Source organism: Fontibacillus phaseoli (genome assembly GCF_003337355.1).
Classification (GTDB): Bacteria; Bacillota; Bacilli; order Paenibacillales; family Paenibacillaceae; genus Fontibacillus; species Fontibacillus phaseoli.
In genome coordinates this window covers 1410186-1427826 of record NZ_QPJW01000001.1, presented here as the reverse complement: position 1 = coordinate 1427826, position 17641 = coordinate 1410186, and the positions used below count along the sequence as shown (strand labels likewise).

Genomic DNA, 17641 nt, shown 5'->3' with positions numbered 1-17641 from the left:
ACAGTTTTCACGGAGGAGAGAAACAGACATGAGAGGATTGATATTTGCGTTCTTGGCCGGGGCATTTATTACGCTGCAGGGCGTGGCCAATTCCCGGATCAGCCAGGATATCGGCACTTGGCAGGCGGCAGCGATTACGCAGATGACCGGGTTTGTTACGGCTTTGCTAATCCTGATGTTTGTCCGTGAGAGCAAATGGCGGCAGTTCAAGCAAGTAAAGCCGTTATATTTGACAGGCGGCGCATTGGCGGCGATCATTATTTTCGGCAACGTTACGGCGATTCAGCAAACCGGGGTTACGTTTACCATATCGGCACTGCTGATTGCACAACTCGGATTAACTTTTCTCGTCGATATTAACGGCTGGTTTGGCGTAGTGAAGCAAAAAATGAAGCTGCCCCAGTTTATCGGAATTGTAATGATGATCGCGGGCGTAATTATTTTAAGATTATAAACTCATGAAAATAGATGAAGAATAACGGGCATAATGAACTGTTACCGGGGGTGACGAAAAATAAATGAGAGAGATGAAAGACGAGGAGCTTTTAAACTCCTACCTGCAGGCTTTTGAGCTGGACACCGTTTTCCATGGGCTTTTAAAATCCCATTTGACGCTGTACGGCTTTGATGTCGGAGAATTGATATGTTCCCAAGGCGATCCCTCCGAGGTCCTATATGTGCTTGTTAAAGGGAAGATTAAAATCTATACGACTTCAGTGGAGGGAAAAACGCTGATTCTCGCGTTTAAGACGCCCCTGGAAGTAGTTGGAGATATCGAGTATGTTCAGCATACGGAGATTATAAATACCGTCGAAGCGGTTACCTCGGTTCATATGATCGGCCTTTCCTACCGTTGGTTAAGGCAATTTGCGAAGGACGATGTACCCTTTCTGCAATTTTTGCTGGGAATTATCACCAATAAATTTTTCATCAAATCCAATTCATTAAGCTTCAATTTGATGTATCCGGTGGAAGTGCGTCTGGCAAGCTACTTATTGTCCGTTTCCTTTGATGATGAAGATTCCCTATTTCACGGGCAGCTAAGTACGGCTAGCTTGAAAGACGCGGCAAACTTGATAGGGGTCAGCTACAGACATCTGAACCGGATTCTCTTTCAATTTTGCTCGGATGGACTTATAGAACGAACAAAAAGCGGCATAATCGTGAAGGACCGTGAGGGTTTGAGCGCGTTGGCCAGCCATAATATTTACGAGAAAGGGAAGGAGGTATAAAGCAATGTTGCTTGGGCTTTTTTGGGCGCTGCTCGCCGGTTCGCTGGTGGGTTTGCAAAATATTTATAACAGCAAGGTAAATGAACACGCCAATTCCTGGGCAACGACGACCTTAGTGCTAGGGTTGGGATTTCTCACCTCTTTCCTGTTCGGCTTGATTTTTGAAGGGGCTAATATGTTCCGTCTTGAACATATGCAAATGTGGTTTTGGTTCAGCGGCATTATCGGCGTGGGAGTCGTCGTCTGCATGGTCAACGGGATCAAGCTTCTCGGGCCAACCTATGCCGTCTCCATCGTGATGACATCCCAGCTCATTTTTGCTTTGTTATGGGACTCGTTGGGCTGGTTCGGGCTTCAGCAAGTACCGTTTACCTGGAAACAGCTGGTTGGCGTGTTAGTTATCGTGGCCGGAATATTCGTGTTCAAATTCGGAGGTTTGCGTCAGCCTAGCAAGTCCGTCGCACAAGGGAAATAATCATTCTTCCAATATTTATCATTCTAACAATCCATGGTAGCGTTGAGCGAGCAAAAAATAAAACATATACTATGGATTAAAAAAAAGTCAGAGAATGGTGAGTGATAGGATTGGATATTAGAGTGGACGATCTAACCGGACCGGAAGTAGCTCGATTAATCGGAGAGCATCTCCATAGCATGACATTGCATTCGCCGCCGGAAAGCATTCACGCGCTTGATCTTGAAAAATTGAGAAAACCGGAAATCACTTTTTGGAGCGTCTGGGAAGGGAATGAACTGCTTGGCTGCGGAGCGCTTAAAGAGCTGGACAACCAGCACGCGGAGGTCAAATCCATGAAAACGTCTACTGCTCATCTAAGAAAAGGCGTTGCCAAGTTGATGATGGAACATCTTATACATGAAGCCAAGCGCCGCGGATATGTCCGGTTAAGTTTGGAGACGGGCTCCATGGCTGCCTTCGAACCCGCCAAAAAACTTTATGAAAAGTACGGATTCACCTATTGCGCTCCGTTTGCCGATTACATTGAGGATCCCAACAGCGTATTTATGACAAAGGAATTATAATCAGCTATTCCAATGAGGCGCCTATCAAGTATGATGAACTTGGTAGGCGTTTTAGATTGTGGAAATATTGAAGTAGCAAATGGAGGTTGAATCATGTCTGTGAATTTGCAGCTCTATTTTGATGAAGCGGATGAGTTAGTTTCTTTCCTATCCGGGGAGGGGTGGCCATTTCATGGAGTCTCGACATTAACGGAAGCGGCCGTGCGAGAGCAGATCTTATCGGGAAGGTATGACTCTACGGAAGAGAAGAAGACGTTCTGGATTGTTGACGATAAGGGAGCAAGAATCGGATTGCTTCGGGTTTTCGACCTTGAAGATCCTACACCGATGTTTGATATCCGTATCGGTGCGCGGCATCGCGGGCAGGGGTATGGGGGACAAGCGGTGAAGAAACTCGTTGAATACCTATTTTCGAATTACGAAGATAAGATCCGGCTTGAGGGCCATACACGCGCTGATAATTATGCCATGCGGAAAACGTTTCATCATGCAGGTTTCGTGAAAGAAGCGTTTCACCGCCAATCCTGGCCTTCCGAAGACGGAAAAATACATGACTCCATCGGTTACGCAATTCTAAAAAACGATTGGGCGGAAAATAAAAGGACGCAGATCGATTGGAATGATTTTCCTTATTAGACCAGCGTGCTGAAGAGATGCTTACAAAAATGAACATTTTTCAAACAGCCTAGGATCGGGAACGAATGTTTGGTATTGTTGTGGTAAATGTAGGAATGGAGGTGACCCAGGTGAGTGTGAAAGAACAAGTACTCGAAACTATGAAAGCAGCCGGTAAACCAGTCAGCGCAGGTGAAGTGGAACAGCTCTCCGGATTGGACCGGAAAGAGATCGACAAGGCGTTTAAAGAACTGAAGCAGGAAGAAGCTATTACGTCTCCGATTCGTTGCAAGTGGGAGCCGGCAAAATAATAGGTCCTAGTAGGGGTTGGAGAGGGTTCATGCTTCAATCCTTTTTATTTGTCGTTCCTTTTCATTTCGGTCCAATCATAAACAAATTCGCCGCTTTGATTTCCGTTCGCCACCGCAACCATCGCTTGAGCTACCTCTTTCGCTTGAATCGGCTTATACTTTTTCAACGATCCCATCATCAACGGGGAAAAAACCGGACTAAGCAGGGTTGCCGCTTTCTCCCCCAGGCGAAACTCATTTCTTTTTCCCAGCAATAAAGAAGGGCGGAATATATGCAGGGAAGGAAATTTGAGTTGTCTCAAAGCCTCTTCGATTTCACCTTTTGTGCGGCTATAAAAGACTTTGGACCGGCTGTCGGCTCCTATGGCCGATACGATCAAGTACTGCCGTGCGCCTTGTTTTTTGGCTAACTGTGCAGCTTTGAGCGGATATTCGAAATCGACCAATTTGAACGCCGACTGCGCCCCCGCCTTCTTAATGGTTGTTCCAAGGCAGCAAAATATATCATGGACGGCAAAAGCATCCTCAAAGTTATCTAATCGATTGAAGTCTACCGGAATTTGAGTAAGCTTCGGATGCTGAACCGCTACCGGTTTACGAACCAACACGGTGACGCGTTCATAAGTGTCCGACTGCAATAATAACTGCAAAAGTTCGTTTCCGATGAGCCCCGTTGCACCGAGAATTAATGCACTTTTGTTCTTCATACTCAATCCGATCACTCCACTTTATAAAATAGGGTTTTGCAGGGCAAGCCAGATCCAGCACAAGGCTTTGTCAGGAGGAGCCAAGTCCAAAAACAGGAGCTAATTTAGACGCCGATAACTGCTCGCTTAATCCAAAATACTGACAAAAATTCATGATCATCGGATTCCATTTGGATGGATCGATATGATGGGGCTTTCCCTCCATAAGCAGGCTATCCTCAACATGCACTTTTTCGATGCGCACTTCGATGGCCGTCAGGGAACTCGGTGCTTCGAATGAATGTAATTGTACTACGGATGCTTCCAAATGGACAGGACATTGTTCCACGCGCGGTGCTCTTACCTGATGGGAAGGAAGCGGAGATAATCCCGAGACGCCAAATTTATCTTTTTCGTACATATATCCTCGCTCTGCCTTTGAATCCGGTACGGGATTCCGCCCGGTTAGCAAGGTCAGATTGTCGATCGCTGGAATCAAATCCGGGGAGGGCAAGTTAAGGACGCACTGTCGTTCCCGTATCAAATTTTGCACGGTCTGCGATTTATGGCTAAGTCCAAGCATACAGGATTCATTAAGCCACCAGGCCGATGACATCGGCGCCAAATTCGGGGATCCGTCTTCATTTAACGTACTGATCAGCACGACGGTAGTGCCGAAATAAAGAATTTTAGGTTTAATTACGGTATGCATGTTTGGCCACATCTCCTATATGATTTTTTACGTGCCCAGTGTAACACACAAAACCGGGTTATTTGACGTTTCCATAATAGGAGAGCAAGATTGCAAAACTGACTCTAAAGGGAGAATTAAAGCATTTGTTGCATTTATTAAAAAAGCATAATATTATATTCACATACTAACCGGTATTTATAAATAAATGGATAAGCAGGGAGAAGAGAATGAGCGTTAGAAACCAGGTTCTGGAAGCCGCGCAGGAATTGGCGGGCACCAAGCCGTTCGATCAGATCACCTTTGCGGAAGTTGCCCATTTGGCAGGTGTCCACTGGACCGCCGTGCGCCGTCATTTTGGAGATAAGCAGGGGATGAGAAACTGGCTGATGGAGAAGCAATGTGAAAATCAAGAATCGCTAAATGATACGCGTACCCGGATTTTGGAAGCTGCCGCAAAAACTTTTGCCGAACAGGGATACACCACGACATCTTTGGACAAAGTCGCAGCTGAAGCTGGTTTAACCAAGGGAGCCGTTTATTGGCACTTTTCAAGTAAGCAGGATTTATTCCTGGCTATCATGGAAAGAAATTTATCGCAGCAGATGCATCAACTGCCGGTGCAGATCGAGAACCTGTTGGAAGTTGCTAATCCGGAAGCTGCTTTGACGGTCTGGCTTCAGTCCCAGTTTGATTGCCTGGAATCCGGGGATGGGGGTTCCCTTCTGTTTTTTGAATTCGTCACTTCCAGCAGGGAGCAGGAAATCCGGGAGAAGCTGCAAGCGATGTATGGCAAAAGTTTGGAAACTTTAGGGACATTTCTGTTACAAATGCAGCAAAAAGGATATATAGCGGATAATCTTGATCCGCAGTCGCTCGGTATTATGGTGGATGCGTTGCTGAAAGGAGTCGTCATCGAATGGATGATCGATCCGGTCCGTTGTCAGCCTCAGCAGTTGCTCCATACTATGGCTAAAGTGATATGGCAAGGTATTGCGCCCAAATAAGAGTTTATGTACCCCGTACAACCTGTCCGCAGAATATTTTACGGGGTTTATTTTTAGTTTTAACATACTAGTTAGTATTTGAATAGAATATTATTAAGTATCTAAAGAGGAGTGATGTCATGAGAGTGGAAAAGCAAATTCACAAATTCGATAAACAGGCCAACATGTACGACAGAAAAAGGGAGAAACGAGAGCTCGGAGAACACCGCCGCCACTTGCTTAGTTCCGCCTTCGGAAAAGTGTTGGAACTCGGGGTTGGAGCCGGCAGTAACTTGCCTTATTATCGTTCCGACATTGAATTAACGGCTGTAGATTTCAGCCCGGCTATGCTTGAAAAGGTAAAACTGGCTAACGACACGAAATACGGTTTAAAGATGGAATATATTCAAGGCGATGTGGAATCGCTTCTCCTAAATGAGCATGACTTTGATACCGTTGTTTCCACGCTTTCACTATGTTCTTATCGCGATCCGATGAAGGTGCTTCATAACATAAGCCGCTGGTGTAAGCCGGGAGGGCGCATTCTTTTACTGGAACATGGCATCAGCTCGAACGGGGCGATTGCATTCGCGCAGAAAACACTTGATCCGCTCGCGTACAGGTTTGTCGGCTGCCATCAAAACCGGGATATTATGAGATTGATAGCCGATTCACCATTGAATATACAGAAAGCGGAGCACCACATGTCCGGAATGATGCATTTGATTTGGTGCACGCCTTAGTGGAATTTCGCGGCTGAGTCCGGGTATACTAAAGAAGCGCAGTCTAGCAAAAAGTTAAAGGTTGATATGATTGCGCAGTTCTTTATTCTTTATGACGAAGTATCTAACTAACTACATACCTAAAGGAGCGATGTCTGTGTTTTATCGGAGCATTCATGAATTTCTGGAAGACTGGAGTCAGGAAGAAGCACTTACGCTGAAAGTACTTGAGACGTTGACGGACGAGTCGTTGCAGCAATCGGTATCGGCAACTCAGGCAAGGACCCTTGGTGACCTGGGCTGGCACTTAACTAGCGCTCTTGGTGCTATGCTGGCTGCGGCGGGGTTGCAAATCGACGGGCCGGATTATACAGCATCAAAACCGGACAGCGCTTCGGACATCCTTGAGGGTTACCGCCGGATGAGCGATGCGGTTGCGAATGCGGTCAAACAACAGTGGAGCAATGAGAAGTTGTCCGAGAGTCTCCTGTTGTTCGGTTTTATGAAAACAACCTACAGCGGTGTATTGAATACGGTGGTACGCCATCAAATTCATCACCGCGGTCAAATGACGATTCTGATGCGCCAAGCTGCTCTGGTTCCTCCAGGTGTGTATGGACCTAACGAAGAAGAGAGCGCGGCGATGCGCGCAAAAAAATAAGAGACACGGCTTAATACATGAAACGCTCTCTTTTCTGCTTTTTCCCGGCGGAAGCGAGGCGTTTTTTTGTTGGAATTCCGGTATCCGACAACCTGGCTGCCGATATCGACGATGCTGTAATTGCTCTTCATATGGTCGATATAAACGTCCTGGCGGGTTGCAAGAATTTCCGGAGAATCTTCGTCTTGACAGGAAAAATCGGTTGTAGCATTATAAATAAAGATACTTTATTAAGTCGATTTTTTATGTTTCCTTTGGAAGGAGATGCTTATGGAAAAAGCCAGCAACAATTTAATGAAAGAGATTAACATGAATTTGGTAAGGCGGGCGATGAAGCAGACCGGGGTTGCGACCAAACCCCAGTTAGCCTCATTGACGGGATTAAGCGTAGTTACCATTACCTCGCTTGTTAAAGAACTGCTGGATATCGGCGAACTTTCCGAAGATGAAACGGTCCCTTCCAATGGGGGAAGACCTGCATTAACCTATCGTTATAATTATGATTTCAGCCTGGCCTTAGTTATTTATTTAAACGAGAAGCAGGGGAATGATGTAATGGTGGCTACCGTCGTTAATTTGCAGGAAGCCATCCTCTGGCGGGAAGAGTACTGCATTCCGTTGTTTGAGCAGAAGCCGTTTTATGAATTGATAAGCTTAATTATCGGAAATCATCCATCGATCAAAGTCATCGGGATCGGAATCCCGGGACAGTCCGTGGATGGTGAAATTAAAGTGACCAGTCACGAACTGCTCCAAGGCGTGCGGATGATCGAAGATCTCCAGGCTCGGTTCGGATTGCCTGTTGTATTGGAGAACGACGTGAATGCGGCCTTGATCGGATATTGCGCCCAAAACGAGACAGAAGAAAATCAATGCATTCTAGGCGTTTATTTTCCGAAATCCTATGCGCCCGGTATGGGGATTTACACGGGGGGGAAAGTAGTCCGTGGAAAAGACGGGCTTGCCGGAGAAATCAAATATTTGCCGATCGATGTGGACTGGAAGCGCCCTTTGGAGAGTGAAAAATTCATCGAAGTGGTTTGCACCATTATTCATATGGTCAATGTCATCCTAGCTCCGGATAAAATCGTGTTGTACCGAAGCCAGATGGACAAAGATACTTGGAACCGTTCATGGGAGGCCTATAAAAACGAACACTTCATGCCGTCCAATCCGGAAGTTATTGTTTTGGACTCGTTCCATGAGGATTTTGAAGCGGGCATGCGTTGGTTGACCTTGAAAGAACTGGAACCTTCCATTTCGGAATTTAGATAGCGAGAGAGAATTAAATTATTAAATGATTATCATACTTAGCGTAAGAGGGGAAGAAAATCACTTATGGCAACCTGGTTTCTGATCATAATATATTTATCATTCATCAGCTTGGGCATCCCCGATGCATTGCTGGGATCCGCTTGGCCGATCATGCACCACGATATCGGAGCGCCGTTTGGTTCCGCAGGACTTATTTCCATGATCATTGCGGGAGGAACCATCGTATCGAGTTTGGCCAGCGGCAGCTTGATCCATAAACTGGGGACCGGAAAGATTACCCTCATCAGCTGCTTTCTGACTGCAGCGGCCCTGTTTGGCTTTTCTTTTGCACCTTCCTTGTTTTGGCTCGCGGTTTTGGCAATCCCTCTGGGGATCGGGGGAGGTTCGGTGGATGCGGCGCTCAATCATTATGTAGCCTCCAATTACAAAGCTCATCATATGAGCTGGCTTCATTGTTTCTGGGGTGTCGGCGCTACGATGGGGCCTATGATTATGTCTTATTTTATGGCGGACCGCAATTCATGGAGAGAGGGCTATTCAGCCGTTTCAATGATTCAGTTCGGGTTGGTGATTATATTGTTGGTTACGTTGCCGTTATGGAAGCGGGTCGCCAAACTGCATCAAGCTACGGCGGAAGCGGAACAAAATGAAGCTATGGAAGTCGGAATTTCGGGAGATACCGTCCAGTCTTCTGAGAGAAGAGTTCATCCCATTCGCATACAAGGCGTGAAATTTACGCTGATCGCTTTTTTATTTTATTGCGGCCTTGAATCCATGGTAGGACTATGGGGAGCCAGTTATCTGGTCGGAGCCAGAAATATTTCGGCAGAAACGGCGGCCGGCTGGGTTTCCATGTACTATGGCGGCATCACGATAGGCAGACTCATTACCGGATTCGTGACGTTGAAGATCAACAATCGGTCACTGATCCTCATCGGTCAGCTCACGGCTCTTGCCGGAGGTCTGGTGCTGTTGCTTCCATTGCCGGATATCATGAACCTCGTTGGACTCATCTTGATCGGTGTGGGGCTCGCTCCAATCTATCCGGGACTGATTCATGAAACGCCGGCCCGGTTCGGAAAAGAGAATGCCGCTCCATTGATCGGTTACCAGATGGCGGTGGCTTATACGGGAACTACGCTATTGCCTCCGTTGTTTGGACTTATCGCGTCCCAGACGAGCATCGGATGGTTTCCGGCTTTCGCTTTAGCTTTCTTGCTATTGATGACGCTAAGTACGGAACAGATTAATCGGACTTTAAAACGGAAGTCTGTGGGGAAATAGTATCCTAAAGCGAGAATAACAAATATCTTATTAATGAAAAATAGAGAGGATGTTCCGGCAAATGCCGTCTTCTAACGCGGGAATAAAAGCAATTACACTGGATATGGATGTGGAGGGCACGGTGGTGTATGTACCAGTAATATTCAAGCTCAAATTAGTGAAATACTACGAACAACTGTGATCCGGAAATAAGGTTTCACCTTCTGTACTTGTTGAAAATCGCACGGTGGTATGTTAATATACCCTTAATTTGATGACTGGAGTTGAAGGAGATCATGTAAAATTTCTTGCTGCGAAATAAAACAAAAAAGCGAGCGTTTTCGCTAGTTTTATTTTTGATATGCAAGAAAGTTACGATCTCTTTTTAACTCAAACAATATATCCTTATCCGACTCCATTTTGGGTTGGGTTTGTTGTATCTATTATTTGAGCTACAAGAAAAGTAACTTTCTTGTAGCTTTTATTTTTGGATACGGGAGGATTAATTCATGTCATTAATTAAAGTTACGAACCTGACATTTGCCTATGATGGAAGTTACGATAACATATTTGAGAACGTCGATTTTCAAATCGATACCGATTGGAAATTAGGATTTACGGGAAGAAACGGTAGGGGAAAGACCACTTTTCTCAATTTGTTGCTCGGCAAGCATGAATACAGCGGCACGATTTCCGCCGATGTTTCTTTTGACTACTTTCCTTTTCATGTGGAAAACAAAGAAAACAATACGCTGGACGTCATCAGCGACATTTATCCGGATTACGTTCATTGGGAATTGATGCGTGAACTTTCCTGGTTAAAGGTATCGGAAGATGTGTTATATCGGCCATTCGATTCTTTGTCTAACGGAGAACAGACGAAAGTGCTGTTGGCTGCATTGTTTCTCAAGGAGAACAGCTTTCTCTTAATTGACGAGCCCACGAATCACCTGGACATGAACGCAAGAAAACTCGTAAGCGATTATCTGAAATCCAAGCACGGATTCATTTTGGTATCTCACGATCGGGCCTTTCTTGATAACTGCGTGGATCACATCCTATCCATCAACAAGACGGACATCGAGATTCAAAAAGGCAATTTCTCCGATTGGTGGGAAAATAAGCAGAGACTTGACCAATTCGAGTTCACCGAAAACGAGAAGTTGAGAAAAGACATCAAGCGCTTGGAAAATTCGGCAAAACGAACAAGCAATTGGTCGGATGAAGTGGAAAAAAGTAAAAATGGCACGAGAAATTCCGGTTCCAAGCTGGATAAAGGGTATGTGGGACACAAAGCGGCCAAAATGATGAAACGCTCGAAATCCATGGAACAGAGACAGCACTCCGCCATTGAGGAAAAGTCGAGGCTTCTTAAAAACGTGGAAAGCTCCGAAACCCTGAAAATTTCGCAACTTCCTTATCACAAGAATCAGCTTGCCGAGCTCGAACATGTTTCGATTTCTTATGGCGATAAGGTTGTTTTACAGGATATAAGTTTTACGATTGAGCAGGGGGAGCGGGTTGCGCTTACCGGGAAAAACGGCTCTGGGAAATCCAGCATCATCAAACTGATCTGCGGCGAGGACATCCCGTATTCGGGCACGTTCAGAAAAGGCAGCCAGCTTAAAATTTCCTATGTGTCGCAGGACACCTCCCATTTGCAAGGAAACTTAACGGATTTCGCCAGAGATCAGGAAATCGACGAAAGCTTGTTCAAAGCGATTCTAAGGAAACTTGATTTCTCCAGGGTTCAGTTTGAGAAGGATATGTCCTCCTTCAGCGGCGGCCAGAAGAAAAAAGTGCTGATCGCCAAAAGTCTCTGCGAGAAAGTTCATTTGCATATCTGGGATGAACCGTTAAATTTTATCGACGTCATTTCCCGGATGCAAATCGAAGAGTTGCTGCTGGAATACTCGCCTACCCTGCTGTTTGTGGAGCATGACCGTGAATTTTGCAACAACGTGGCTACGAAGGTCGTTGAGCTCTAGTGGAATTTTTCAGGAACCTGTTGATAATTCGAAATATTTCTGTTAAGATGATTCCCAACATAATTTGGCAATGATGAGGACTAAATTGCAAAAGGCGCTTATGCCCAGAGAGCAGGGGGAATGCTGAAACTTCTGCCGTAATCCTTTGCGAGATGTCGCCCTCGGAGCTTTTGACCGAAAAAGTTGGCGCCAAGGCGTCGATCTACAAGTAGGCTCAAACGGAATGGCACCCGTTACCGTGCTGCAGGTAAGGAGAACCATCCTTACCTCATGAGGCCGGAATCGCAAGATTCCCGGTGAATCAGGGTGGTACCGCGAAATGAACCCCTTTCGTCCCTTGGCTTGACAGGCGTATTCTGTCGGCTTTGGATGAAAGGGGTTTTTAATTTTATATGTAAAGCGATGAAGAGAACTAAATTGCAAAAGCACTTATGCCCAGAGAGCAGGAGGAATGCTGAAACTTCTGCCGTAATCTTTTGCGAGATGTCGTCTCGAAGCTGTTGACCGAAAGTTGGCGCCAAGTCAAGTCGTCGATCCACGAGTAGGCTCAAACGGAATGGCACCCGTTACCGTGCTGCAGGTAAGAAGTTGTCTTCTTACCTCATGAGGCTGTAAATCGCAAGATTTTCGGCAAATCAGGGTGGTACCGCGAAATAACCCCTTTCGTCCCTTTGGCAAGGCAAATATTTTTGCCGGCCGGGATGAAGGGGGCTATTTTTTTATTAGGAGGGAACCGCTCATGAAGAAAACCACGATGAACACGATGAATCGGCACGGGCTGCTTAATCCATCCATGAAGTTAATTACGGGATCGGAAATGCTGTTAAGATGCTTAATCAGGCAAGGTGCGGAATGCATATTCGGATATCCGGGCGGCAGTGTGCTTAATTTTTATGACGCCATGGTCGGCAATCCGGATTTCAAACACATTTTGACCCGGCATGAGCAGGGGGCCGTTCACGCCGCGGACGGATATGCCAGATCGACGGGAAAAGTGGGAGTCGTAATCGCCACGTCCGGACCGGGTGCGACGAATTTAGTAACCGGCATCGCCACTGCCTATATGGATTCCGTCCCGTTGGTTATCTTAACAGGCAACGTTTCGACAAGCGTGCTTGGTACGGATGCTTTCCAGGAAGCGGACATCACGAGCATTACGATGCCCATTACCAAACATAATTATCTGGTTCGCGATGCGAATGACTTGCCCGTCATCATTCATGAAGCGTTCCATCTTGCCAATACGGGCAGAAAGGGTCCGGTATTGATCGATATACCCAAGGATGTATCCAACCAGAAGATACAGGATACCCGGTCGCCATCCGGCACCATCCGGTTACGAGGTTATCAAGCCGATCCGAAGCTTGAAACGGAGAAAATCGACTCATTGATTCGGGCGATTGCGGAAGCCGAAAAGCCTGTCATTATTGCCGGGGGAGGCGTAATCTATTCGAATGCATCGAATGAACTGTTGGAGTTCGTTAATAAAACAAACATCCCCGTGGCAACTACTTTGCTCGGTCTTGGCGGATTCCCGAGTGCCCATGGGTTATGGTTAGGCATGCCTGGTCATCATGGCGTTTATGCGGCGAATATGGCGATCCAGAACGCCGATCTGGTCATTTCGATCGGCTCCAGGTTCGACGACCGGGTCACGATGAAACTGGATGGTTTCGCTCCGCAAGCTAAGTTGATCGCGCATATCGATATCGATCCGGCGGAAATCGGGAAGAACGTGAAAACGGATATTGCCTGCATCGGCGATATCAAAGCTGTGCTTGGCTATGCAAACAAGAACGCATTACCTTCCCGATCAGGCAGGTGGATCACCGAAATTCAGGAGAATAAAACCCGGTTTCCTTTGCAGTATAAAGATTCCGAAAGTGAGTTGAAGCCTCAATTCGTTATCGAAATGATCCATGAAACCACGAAAGGTGAAGCGATCATTACGACGGATGTAGGCCAGCACCAGATGTGGGCAGCCCAATATTATAAATTCAATCATCCCCGTTCCCTAATCACCTCCGGAGGTTTCGGAACGATGGGATTTGGATTGCCGTCCGCCATCGGCGCTCAGGTAGGAAATCCTGATCGTCTCGTAATCTCGGTAAACGGCGACGGCGGGATGCAAATGTGTGCCCAGGAAATGGCGATCTGCGCTATTCATAACATCCCCGTCAAAATCGTTGTCATCAATAATCAGGTGTTAGGAATGGTCAAACAACAGCAGGAAATCAGCTACCAGCAACGATACAGCCATATTGATCTTGCGGGAAGCCCGGACTTCGTAAAGTTGGCGGAGGCTTATGGAATACATGGATTCCGGGCACATACGAAAGCGGAGGCGTTCCGGTTTTGGAACGAGGCGCTGGAGATTTCCGGCCCTGTACTAGTCGAATTTGTTGTACCGAAGGATGAGAATGTATACCCCATGGTTCTCGGCGGAACGACATTGGATCAGATGATCATGGGGGGGCCGGATGATGGAGGACCTATATTTTTTAATCAGAAATGAATTGTTAGGTCTAAGGTCCTTGTGGTAATGTTATTAAAGTTATTCTAATTTACTCACGAGGAGCAAGTGGCTGCATGAAAAAACTTAATTTGGTTTTGTCTTTTTTATTGGCGATGATTATCTCGTTTATTGGCGGCGTATATGCAGCGCCTTCCATTCAGTTAGGCGGAAACGTGAAGCAAGCGGATAGCCCGTTAAACGTTGATCCTGAATCTGCCGGAAACAAAGTCGATCGTGCTGAATCAAGCGAAAGTAATCCCGTTACTGAGGCATCGGGTAACAATCCTTCGGAGACATCCAAGGACAGTAACGATCTCTCCGGCAGCGAATCGGCCACGGTCGTTTCAACTGGCGGAGAAATCGGTACTCCCATCACGTTCAATTACAGCATTAACAGTGCTGAAGGCATCAAAGTCACCTGGGAGGGGAAGAACCTGACCGGCAAAACGATCAATTATTATACGGCCGAGCTCAGCACCTATAATAGGGTAGGGGACCCGTCCCATGACGAATTTACCGGGGACAGCAATTTTTCATTGAAATATGTGGGACCGATTGAACCCGATGAAGACATGATCCTATTTGATCTGTTTACCTATCAAGGGGCTCTGCACAAAATCAAAATCGATAAGTTCATTCTTGAATACAGCGACGGAACGACAGAAACCATCGATTATGGATACGAGACCACGGATGACAGCGGACTTGATTAAACGGTAAAAACCTGGAAATTAACGAACTGCCTGTTTATTTGCGGATATACATATAAACCAACAAATGATGAGGAGCAGCACAGGCTGCTTCTTTGTTGTTTATAGGCTCATCTAATTAGCATCCGCAAAAGAAAGAAACAATCATGGTCAATACAACGCGGAATGAAAGTCTTGGGAAAAGGGCAATCTATCTGCACAAGGAGGGAAGAAAATGCCGTATGAGCATGAACCTGAACTAACGGACGGAGACCCGAATACGATCTATGAGGATACTCGCCCCCATACGCCTACCGGCTTCTTACCGGAACAGTCCGACATCATGGATATTCCTTCAGATGAGGCTTATGAAAAAAATAGAAACAAACCAGCCGAATCATAACCTGGCTAGATCAAAAATACAGGATACAGTTGTTATAGGCTGTATCCTGTTTTAATAGATTGACAATGTCTCCAGAAGTAACTACAATGGTTACAACCGGTGGTGATACAAATGAAACAGATCAGTACGCGATTTTCCATAGCTGTGCATGCTCTTTCCCTGATTGCCGTCAGTCCGCAAGATTGTACCGGAGATTTTATCGCGAGCAGCGTAAATACGAATCCCGTTGTAATTCGAAGAATTATGGGGATGTTAAAGAAGGAAGGGTTAGTGGATGTTCGTCCTGGAGTAGGCGGCGCTTCCTTGCTTAAGTCCTCCGATCAGATTACGCTTCTTGACGTCTATCGGGCTGTGAATGTGACGGAGGAAAACCAATTGTTTCGCATTCATGAGAAGCCGAACTTCGCTTGCCCGGTAGGGCGGAATATCGAGGGAGTTCTACAGGATGAACTGAAGGAAGCTCAAACCGCGATGGAACAAAGATTGGGGCAAGTGACATTGCAGCAACTGATCGATAAGTTCAAGTAAAAGCTCAAATTGAGCTTTTCTTATATACCAGTTGTAATACTTCTGGTTATAACAACTTACTTTACAACTTGTATTACAACCAAATCAAATGGGAGGTAGAATTTATGAAAATTTTAGTTACCGGAGCCACAGGGAAGTTGGGCAGCAAAGTCGTAGAGCAGCTTTTGAAAACCGTACCCGCAAGCGAACTGGCTGTCAGTGTGCGCGATCCCCAGAAAGCGGAAGGGCTGCGTGCTCATGGGGTGGACGTCCGGCAAGGGGATTTTGATCGTCCTGAAACATTGGATACCGCATTTAAAGGGATCGACCGGTTGCTGATCATTTCTGCCGACGGCGATAACGAAACAAGAATTCGTCAGCACAAGCATGCCGTAGCAGCCGCTGAGCGTGCCGGAGTTCATTTTATTGCTTACACCAGCTTAGCGAACGCCCAAAATAGCAAGAACATGCTTGCCCCAACCCATAAAGCAACTGAGGAGGCCATCTTAAAAACAGGCATTCCTTATTCGTTCTTGCGGAACAACTGGTACTTGGAAAATGAAATTTCAAGCATTCAGGGCGTCCTGGCAGGGGCTCCATGGGTAACATCGGCAGGTAACGGCAAAGTAGGCTGGGCACTGCAGCAAGAATATGCCGAGGCTGCTGCTGCGGTACTGACCGGAAACGGACACGAAAACAAAATCTACGAGCTGTCCGGCAAGCTTTTATCGCAGGAAGAAATTGCATCCGCGTTGGGGACGGTAATTGCCAAAGAGGTTCCAGTTCAACAGGTCAGCGACGCCGATTATGCGGAAATCATGAAAAATGCCGGAGTGCCTGACTTCGTTATCCCTATACTTGTCGGCATTCAGGAGGGTATTCGGGAAGGAACCCTTGAGGTGGAAAGCCGTGATTTCGAGCAACTACTCGGTCGGCAGTTGACCCCGATCAACGAGGCCTTGAGACAAATCGTAAACGGCATTGCCTAACATTAACATAGAAGAAATGAACCCTTCAAAAGGCATCGGCGACTGCTGATGCTTTTTTTCATGGAGGCACCGTATTCTTTGCCGATTCAACCAAAAAAACAAATCTTGACATTTCTTCAACGAATCGTATACATTTGTATACAAAGAATCTTGTATACGAATGTATACGAACTCTGAGGAGGGATATAAGATGCGTGAGGGAAGACATAAACATAGAGAGAATCACCAATACAGAGAGCATATGGAAAGCCGCGGCGGGCATGAAACGGAAATGAGTGGCAAACAACGGCCCCATAGTGCCCAAACTTTTCGCCGGGGACGGGCGATAGCTTTTCTTGAAAGGCTGAACATTAAACGCTCGACCTTGCTGCGGCAACTGGATCAACCGGAATATGAATCCATTAAGCAAGTCATCAGCGGTGAACTGAAAGCAACCGATGCAATCATTCAGGAGTTCATCCACTCGTTTGAGCTGCGGGAAGCTATTTCCGATAACGATTCTAAAAACGAAGGAGCCGACGGAAACCATGACAATATCTGATGTGATAAAAAAACGTAGAACCATTAAATCTTTTAAACCGGATCCCGTTCGTGAAAGCGAATTGCTTTTCTGGTTGGAGACGGCAAGCTATGCGCCTAACCATCGTTTGAACGAGCCTTGGGAAATTCTTATTGTCGGGGCGGAGACCCGGTCTAAATTGAATCATAAAAAAGACTTTGGAGGCGCGCCGGTCGTTCTTGCCATATTGTCAAAACCTGCAGGTACTCCTTTCGAGCGGGATGAAAATGTCATGGCTGTCTCTTGCTTCGTGCAAAACTTCATGTTAGCCGCTCATGAAGCCGGAGCCGGCGTATATTGGTCATCGATGGGGAATTTGCCGCAGAATCGCGACATTCTCGGCGTGGCGCCGGAGTACGATGTCGTTGGCGTATTGGGCATCGGCTATCCGGCGGAGGTTCCGGCGGCAAAGCCAAGAACTCCGATTGCTTCCAAAATTTCGTACTTAGCATAATGGTTTTTACATTAGAAAAGGCCTGCCCGAACAATTGGCGTTCGGACGGGCCTG

At 46.4% G+C, this 17641-nt stretch carries 22 protein-coding genes and 1 other annotated feature; of the genes, 20 read left to right on the top strand and 2 right to left on the bottom strand.

The annotated features are described in order from the left end of the window. The first annotated feature begins 28 nt into the window (after nt 1-28). The 6 genes from DFP94_RS07030 (at nt 29) to DFP94_RS07005 (ending at nt 3199) form a co-directional block, all read left to right on the top strand. Entirely contained in the window at nt 29-454 is a 426-nt protein-coding gene (locus DFP94_RS07030; RefSeq protein WP_114495651.1) for a DMT family transporter, read from the top strand. A 64-nt stretch (nt 455-518) separates the two neighbouring features. Next, entirely contained in the window at nt 519-1232 is a 714-nt protein-coding gene (locus tag DFP94_RS07025) for a Crp/Fnr family transcriptional regulator (RefSeq protein WP_114495650.1), read from the top strand. A 4-nt stretch (nt 1233-1236) separates the two neighbouring features. Continuing rightward, nucleotides 1237-1707 (top strand): DMT family transporter, encoded by a 471-nt coding sequence (locus DFP94_RS07020; RefSeq protein WP_114495649.1) that lies wholly within the window; start codon nt 1237-1239, stop codon nt 1705-1707. A gap of 110 nt (nt 1708-1817) precedes the next feature. Continuing rightward, nucleotides 1818-2273, top strand: a complete 456-nt coding sequence (locus tag DFP94_RS07015; RefSeq protein WP_114495648.1) for a GNAT family N-acetyltransferase — start codon at nt 1818-1820, stop codon at nt 2271-2273. A gap of 93 nt (nt 2274-2366) precedes the next feature. Beyond that, complete coding sequence (locus DFP94_RS07010; protein ID WP_114495647.1) at nt 2367-2909, top strand: GNAT family N-acetyltransferase; 543 nt, start codon at nt 2367-2369, stop codon at nt 2907-2909. Between the two features lie 110 nt (nt 2910-3019). Further along, nucleotides 3020-3199 carry a transcriptional regulator gene (locus DFP94_RS07005; protein WP_114495822.1) on the top strand — a complete coding sequence of 60 codons (180 nt, stop codon included), beginning with the start codon at nt 3020-3022 and terminating at the stop codon, nt 3197-3199. Between the two features lie 44 nt (nt 3200-3243). On the opposite strand, the gene DFP94_RS07000 is transcribed toward DFP94_RS07005, so the two are convergent. Together DFP94_RS07000 and DFP94_RS06995 are read right to left on the bottom strand one after the other, a co-directional pair. Next, the gene (locus DFP94_RS07000; protein WP_114495646.1) at nt 3244-3906 is read right to left on the bottom strand and encodes an oxidoreductase; all 663 of its coding nucleotides are present in this window, start codon (nt 3904-3906) and stop codon (nt 3244-3246) included. 70 nt (nt 3907-3976) lie between these two features. Further along, nucleotides 3977-4597 (bottom strand): flavin reductase family protein, encoded by a 621-nt coding sequence (locus tag DFP94_RS06995; protein ID WP_114495645.1) that lies wholly within the window; start codon nt 4595-4597, stop codon nt 3977-3979. Between the two features lie 209 nt (nt 4598-4806). Here DFP94_RS06995 and DFP94_RS06990 point away from each other — a divergent pair, with 209 nt between their 5' ends. The 14 genes from DFP94_RS06990 (at nt 4807) to DFP94_RS06930 (ending at nt 17587) form a co-directional block, all read left to right on the top strand. Next, nucleotides 4807-5583, top strand: coding sequence for a TetR/AcrR family transcriptional regulator (locus DFP94_RS06990; RefSeq protein ID WP_114495644.1), 777 nt, complete (start codon nt 4807-4809; stop codon nt 5581-5583). A gap of 119 nt (nt 5584-5702) precedes the next feature. Beyond that, on the top strand, nt 5703-6305 hold the full coding sequence (locus tag DFP94_RS06985) for a class I SAM-dependent methyltransferase (RefSeq protein WP_114495643.1): 603 nt from the start codon (nt 5703-5705) through the stop codon (nt 6303-6305). A gap of 136 nt (nt 6306-6441) precedes the next feature. Further along, nucleotides 6442-6945 (top strand): DinB family protein, encoded by a 504-nt coding sequence (locus DFP94_RS06980; RefSeq protein WP_245954536.1) that lies wholly within the window; start codon nt 6442-6444, stop codon nt 6943-6945. Between the two features lie 17 nt (nt 6946-6962). After that, nucleotides 6963-7253, top strand: coding sequence for a hypothetical protein (locus tag DFP94_RS06975; protein ID WP_114495641.1), 291 nt, complete (start codon nt 6963-6965; stop codon nt 7251-7253). Next, nucleotides 7216-8220 (top strand): ROK family protein, encoded by a 1005-nt coding sequence (locus DFP94_RS06970; RefSeq protein ID WP_114495640.1) that lies wholly within the window; start codon nt 7216-7218, stop codon nt 8218-8220. The genes DFP94_RS06975 and DFP94_RS06970 overlap by 38 nt, the downstream gene beginning before the upstream one ends. Before the next feature lie 63 nt (nt 8221-8283). Further along, nucleotides 8284-9504, top strand: a complete 1221-nt coding sequence (locus DFP94_RS06965; protein WP_114495639.1) for an MFS transporter — start codon at nt 8284-8286, stop codon at nt 9502-9504. A 488-nt stretch (nt 9505-9992) separates the two neighbouring features. Beyond that, a complete protein-coding gene (locus tag DFP94_RS06960; RefSeq protein WP_114495638.1) occupies nt 9993-11471 on the top strand; it encodes an Lsa family ABC-F type ribosomal protection protein in 1479 nt (492 codons plus the stop codon). Between the two features lie 393 nt (nt 11472-11864). Beyond that, nucleotides 11865-12145 (top strand) — a binding site (T-box leader). Between the two features lie 80 nt (nt 12146-12225). Beyond that, a complete protein-coding gene (gene ilvB, locus DFP94_RS06955) occupies nt 12226-13986 on the top strand; it encodes a biosynthetic-type acetolactate synthase large subunit (RefSeq protein ID WP_114495821.1) in 1761 nt (586 codons plus the stop codon). Between the two features lie 74 nt (nt 13987-14060). Beyond that, a complete protein-coding gene (locus DFP94_RS06950) occupies nt 14061-14699 on the top strand; it encodes a hypothetical protein (RefSeq protein WP_114495637.1) in 639 nt (212 codons plus the stop codon). Nucleotides 14700-14910: 211 nt separating this feature from the next. After that, the gene (locus DFP94_RS25425) at nt 14911-15078 is read left to right on the top strand and encodes a hypothetical protein (protein ID WP_181873038.1); all 168 of its coding nucleotides are present in this window, start codon (nt 14911-14913) and stop codon (nt 15076-15078) included. Between the two features lie 111 nt (nt 15079-15189). Next, entirely contained in the window at nt 15190-15606 is a 417-nt protein-coding gene (locus DFP94_RS06945) for an Rrf2 family transcriptional regulator (protein ID WP_114495636.1), read from the top strand. A 104-nt stretch (nt 15607-15710) separates the two neighbouring features. Next, nucleotides 15711-16574, top strand: a complete 864-nt coding sequence (locus DFP94_RS06940; RefSeq protein ID WP_114495635.1) for an SDR family oxidoreductase — start codon at nt 15711-15713, stop codon at nt 16572-16574. Nucleotides 16575-16764: 190 nt separating this feature from the next. Beyond that, on the top strand, nt 16765-17115 hold the full coding sequence (locus DFP94_RS06935) for a hypothetical protein (RefSeq protein WP_114495634.1): 351 nt from the start codon (nt 16765-16767) through the stop codon (nt 17113-17115). After that, a complete protein-coding gene (locus DFP94_RS06930) occupies nt 17102-17587 on the top strand; it encodes a nitroreductase family protein (RefSeq protein WP_114495633.1) in 486 nt (161 codons plus the stop codon). Before DFP94_RS06935 ends, DFP94_RS06930 begins: the two co-directional genes overlap by 14 nt. Nucleotides 17588-17641: the final 54 nt, after the last annotated feature.

Excerpts from the sequence above, each read along its gene's own strand:
- DFP94_RS07000 (WP_114495646.1), bottom strand. The coding sequence starts at position 3,906 with ATGAAGAACAAAAGTGCATTAATTCTCGGTGCAACGGGGCTCATCGGA.
- DFP94_RS06975 (WP_114495641.1), top strand. The coding sequence starts at position 6,963 with ATGAAACGCTCTCTTTTCTGCTTTTTCCCGGCGGAAGCGAGGCGTTTT.
- DFP94_RS25425 (WP_181873038.1), top strand. The coding sequence starts at position 14,911 with ATGCCGTATGAGCATGAACCTGAACTAACGGACGGAGACCCGAATACG.
- DFP94_RS06950 (WP_114495637.1), top strand. The coding sequence starts at position 14,061 with ATGAAAAAACTTAATTTGGTTTTGTCTTTTTTATTGGCGATGATTATC.
- DFP94_RS07010 (WP_114495647.1), top strand. The coding sequence starts at position 2,367 with ATGTCTGTGAATTTGCAGCTCTATTTTGATGAAGCGGATGAGTTAGTT.
- DFP94_RS06985 (WP_114495643.1), top strand. The coding sequence starts at position 5,703 with ATGAGAGTGGAAAAGCAAATTCACAAATTCGATAAACAGGCCAACATG.
- DFP94_RS07030 (WP_114495651.1), top strand. The coding sequence starts at position 29 with ATGAGAGGATTGATATTTGCGTTCTTGGCCGGGGCATTTATTACGCTG.
- DFP94_RS06945 (WP_114495636.1), top strand. The coding sequence starts at position 15,190 with ATGAAACAGATCAGTACGCGATTTTCCATAGCTGTGCATGCTCTTTCC.
- DFP94_RS06995 (WP_114495645.1), bottom strand. The coding sequence starts at position 4,597 with ATGCATACCGTAATTAAACCTAAAATTCTTTATTTCGGCACTACCGTC.
- DFP94_RS07025 (WP_114495650.1), top strand. The coding sequence starts at position 519 with ATGAGAGAGATGAAAGACGAGGAGCTTTTAAACTCCTACCTGCAGGCT.
- DFP94_RS07020 (WP_114495649.1), top strand. The coding sequence starts at position 1,237 with ATGTTGCTTGGGCTTTTTTGGGCGCTGCTCGCCGGTTCGCTGGTGGGT.
- DFP94_RS06990 (WP_114495644.1), top strand. The coding sequence starts at position 4,807 with ATGAGCGTTAGAAACCAGGTTCTGGAAGCCGCGCAGGAATTGGCGGGC.
- ilvB (WP_114495821.1), top strand. The coding sequence starts at position 12,226 with ATGAACACGATGAATCGGCACGGGCTGCTTAATCCATCCATGAAGTTA.
- DFP94_RS06970 (WP_114495640.1), top strand. The coding sequence starts at position 7,216 with ATGGAAAAAGCCAGCAACAATTTAATGAAAGAGATTAACATGAATTTG.
- DFP94_RS06930 (WP_114495633.1), top strand. The coding sequence starts at position 17,102 with ATGACAATATCTGATGTGATAAAAAAACGTAGAACCATTAAATCTTTT.
- DFP94_RS06940 (WP_114495635.1), top strand. The coding sequence starts at position 15,711 with ATGAAAATTTTAGTTACCGGAGCCACAGGGAAGTTGGGCAGCAAAGTC.
- DFP94_RS06960 (WP_114495638.1), top strand. The coding sequence starts at position 9,993 with ATGTCATTAATTAAAGTTACGAACCTGACATTTGCCTATGATGGAAGT.
- DFP94_RS06935 (WP_114495634.1), top strand. The coding sequence starts at position 16,765 with ATGCGTGAGGGAAGACATAAACATAGAGAGAATCACCAATACAGAGAG.
- DFP94_RS06965 (WP_114495639.1), top strand. The coding sequence starts at position 8,284 with ATGGCAACCTGGTTTCTGATCATAATATATTTATCATTCATCAGCTTG.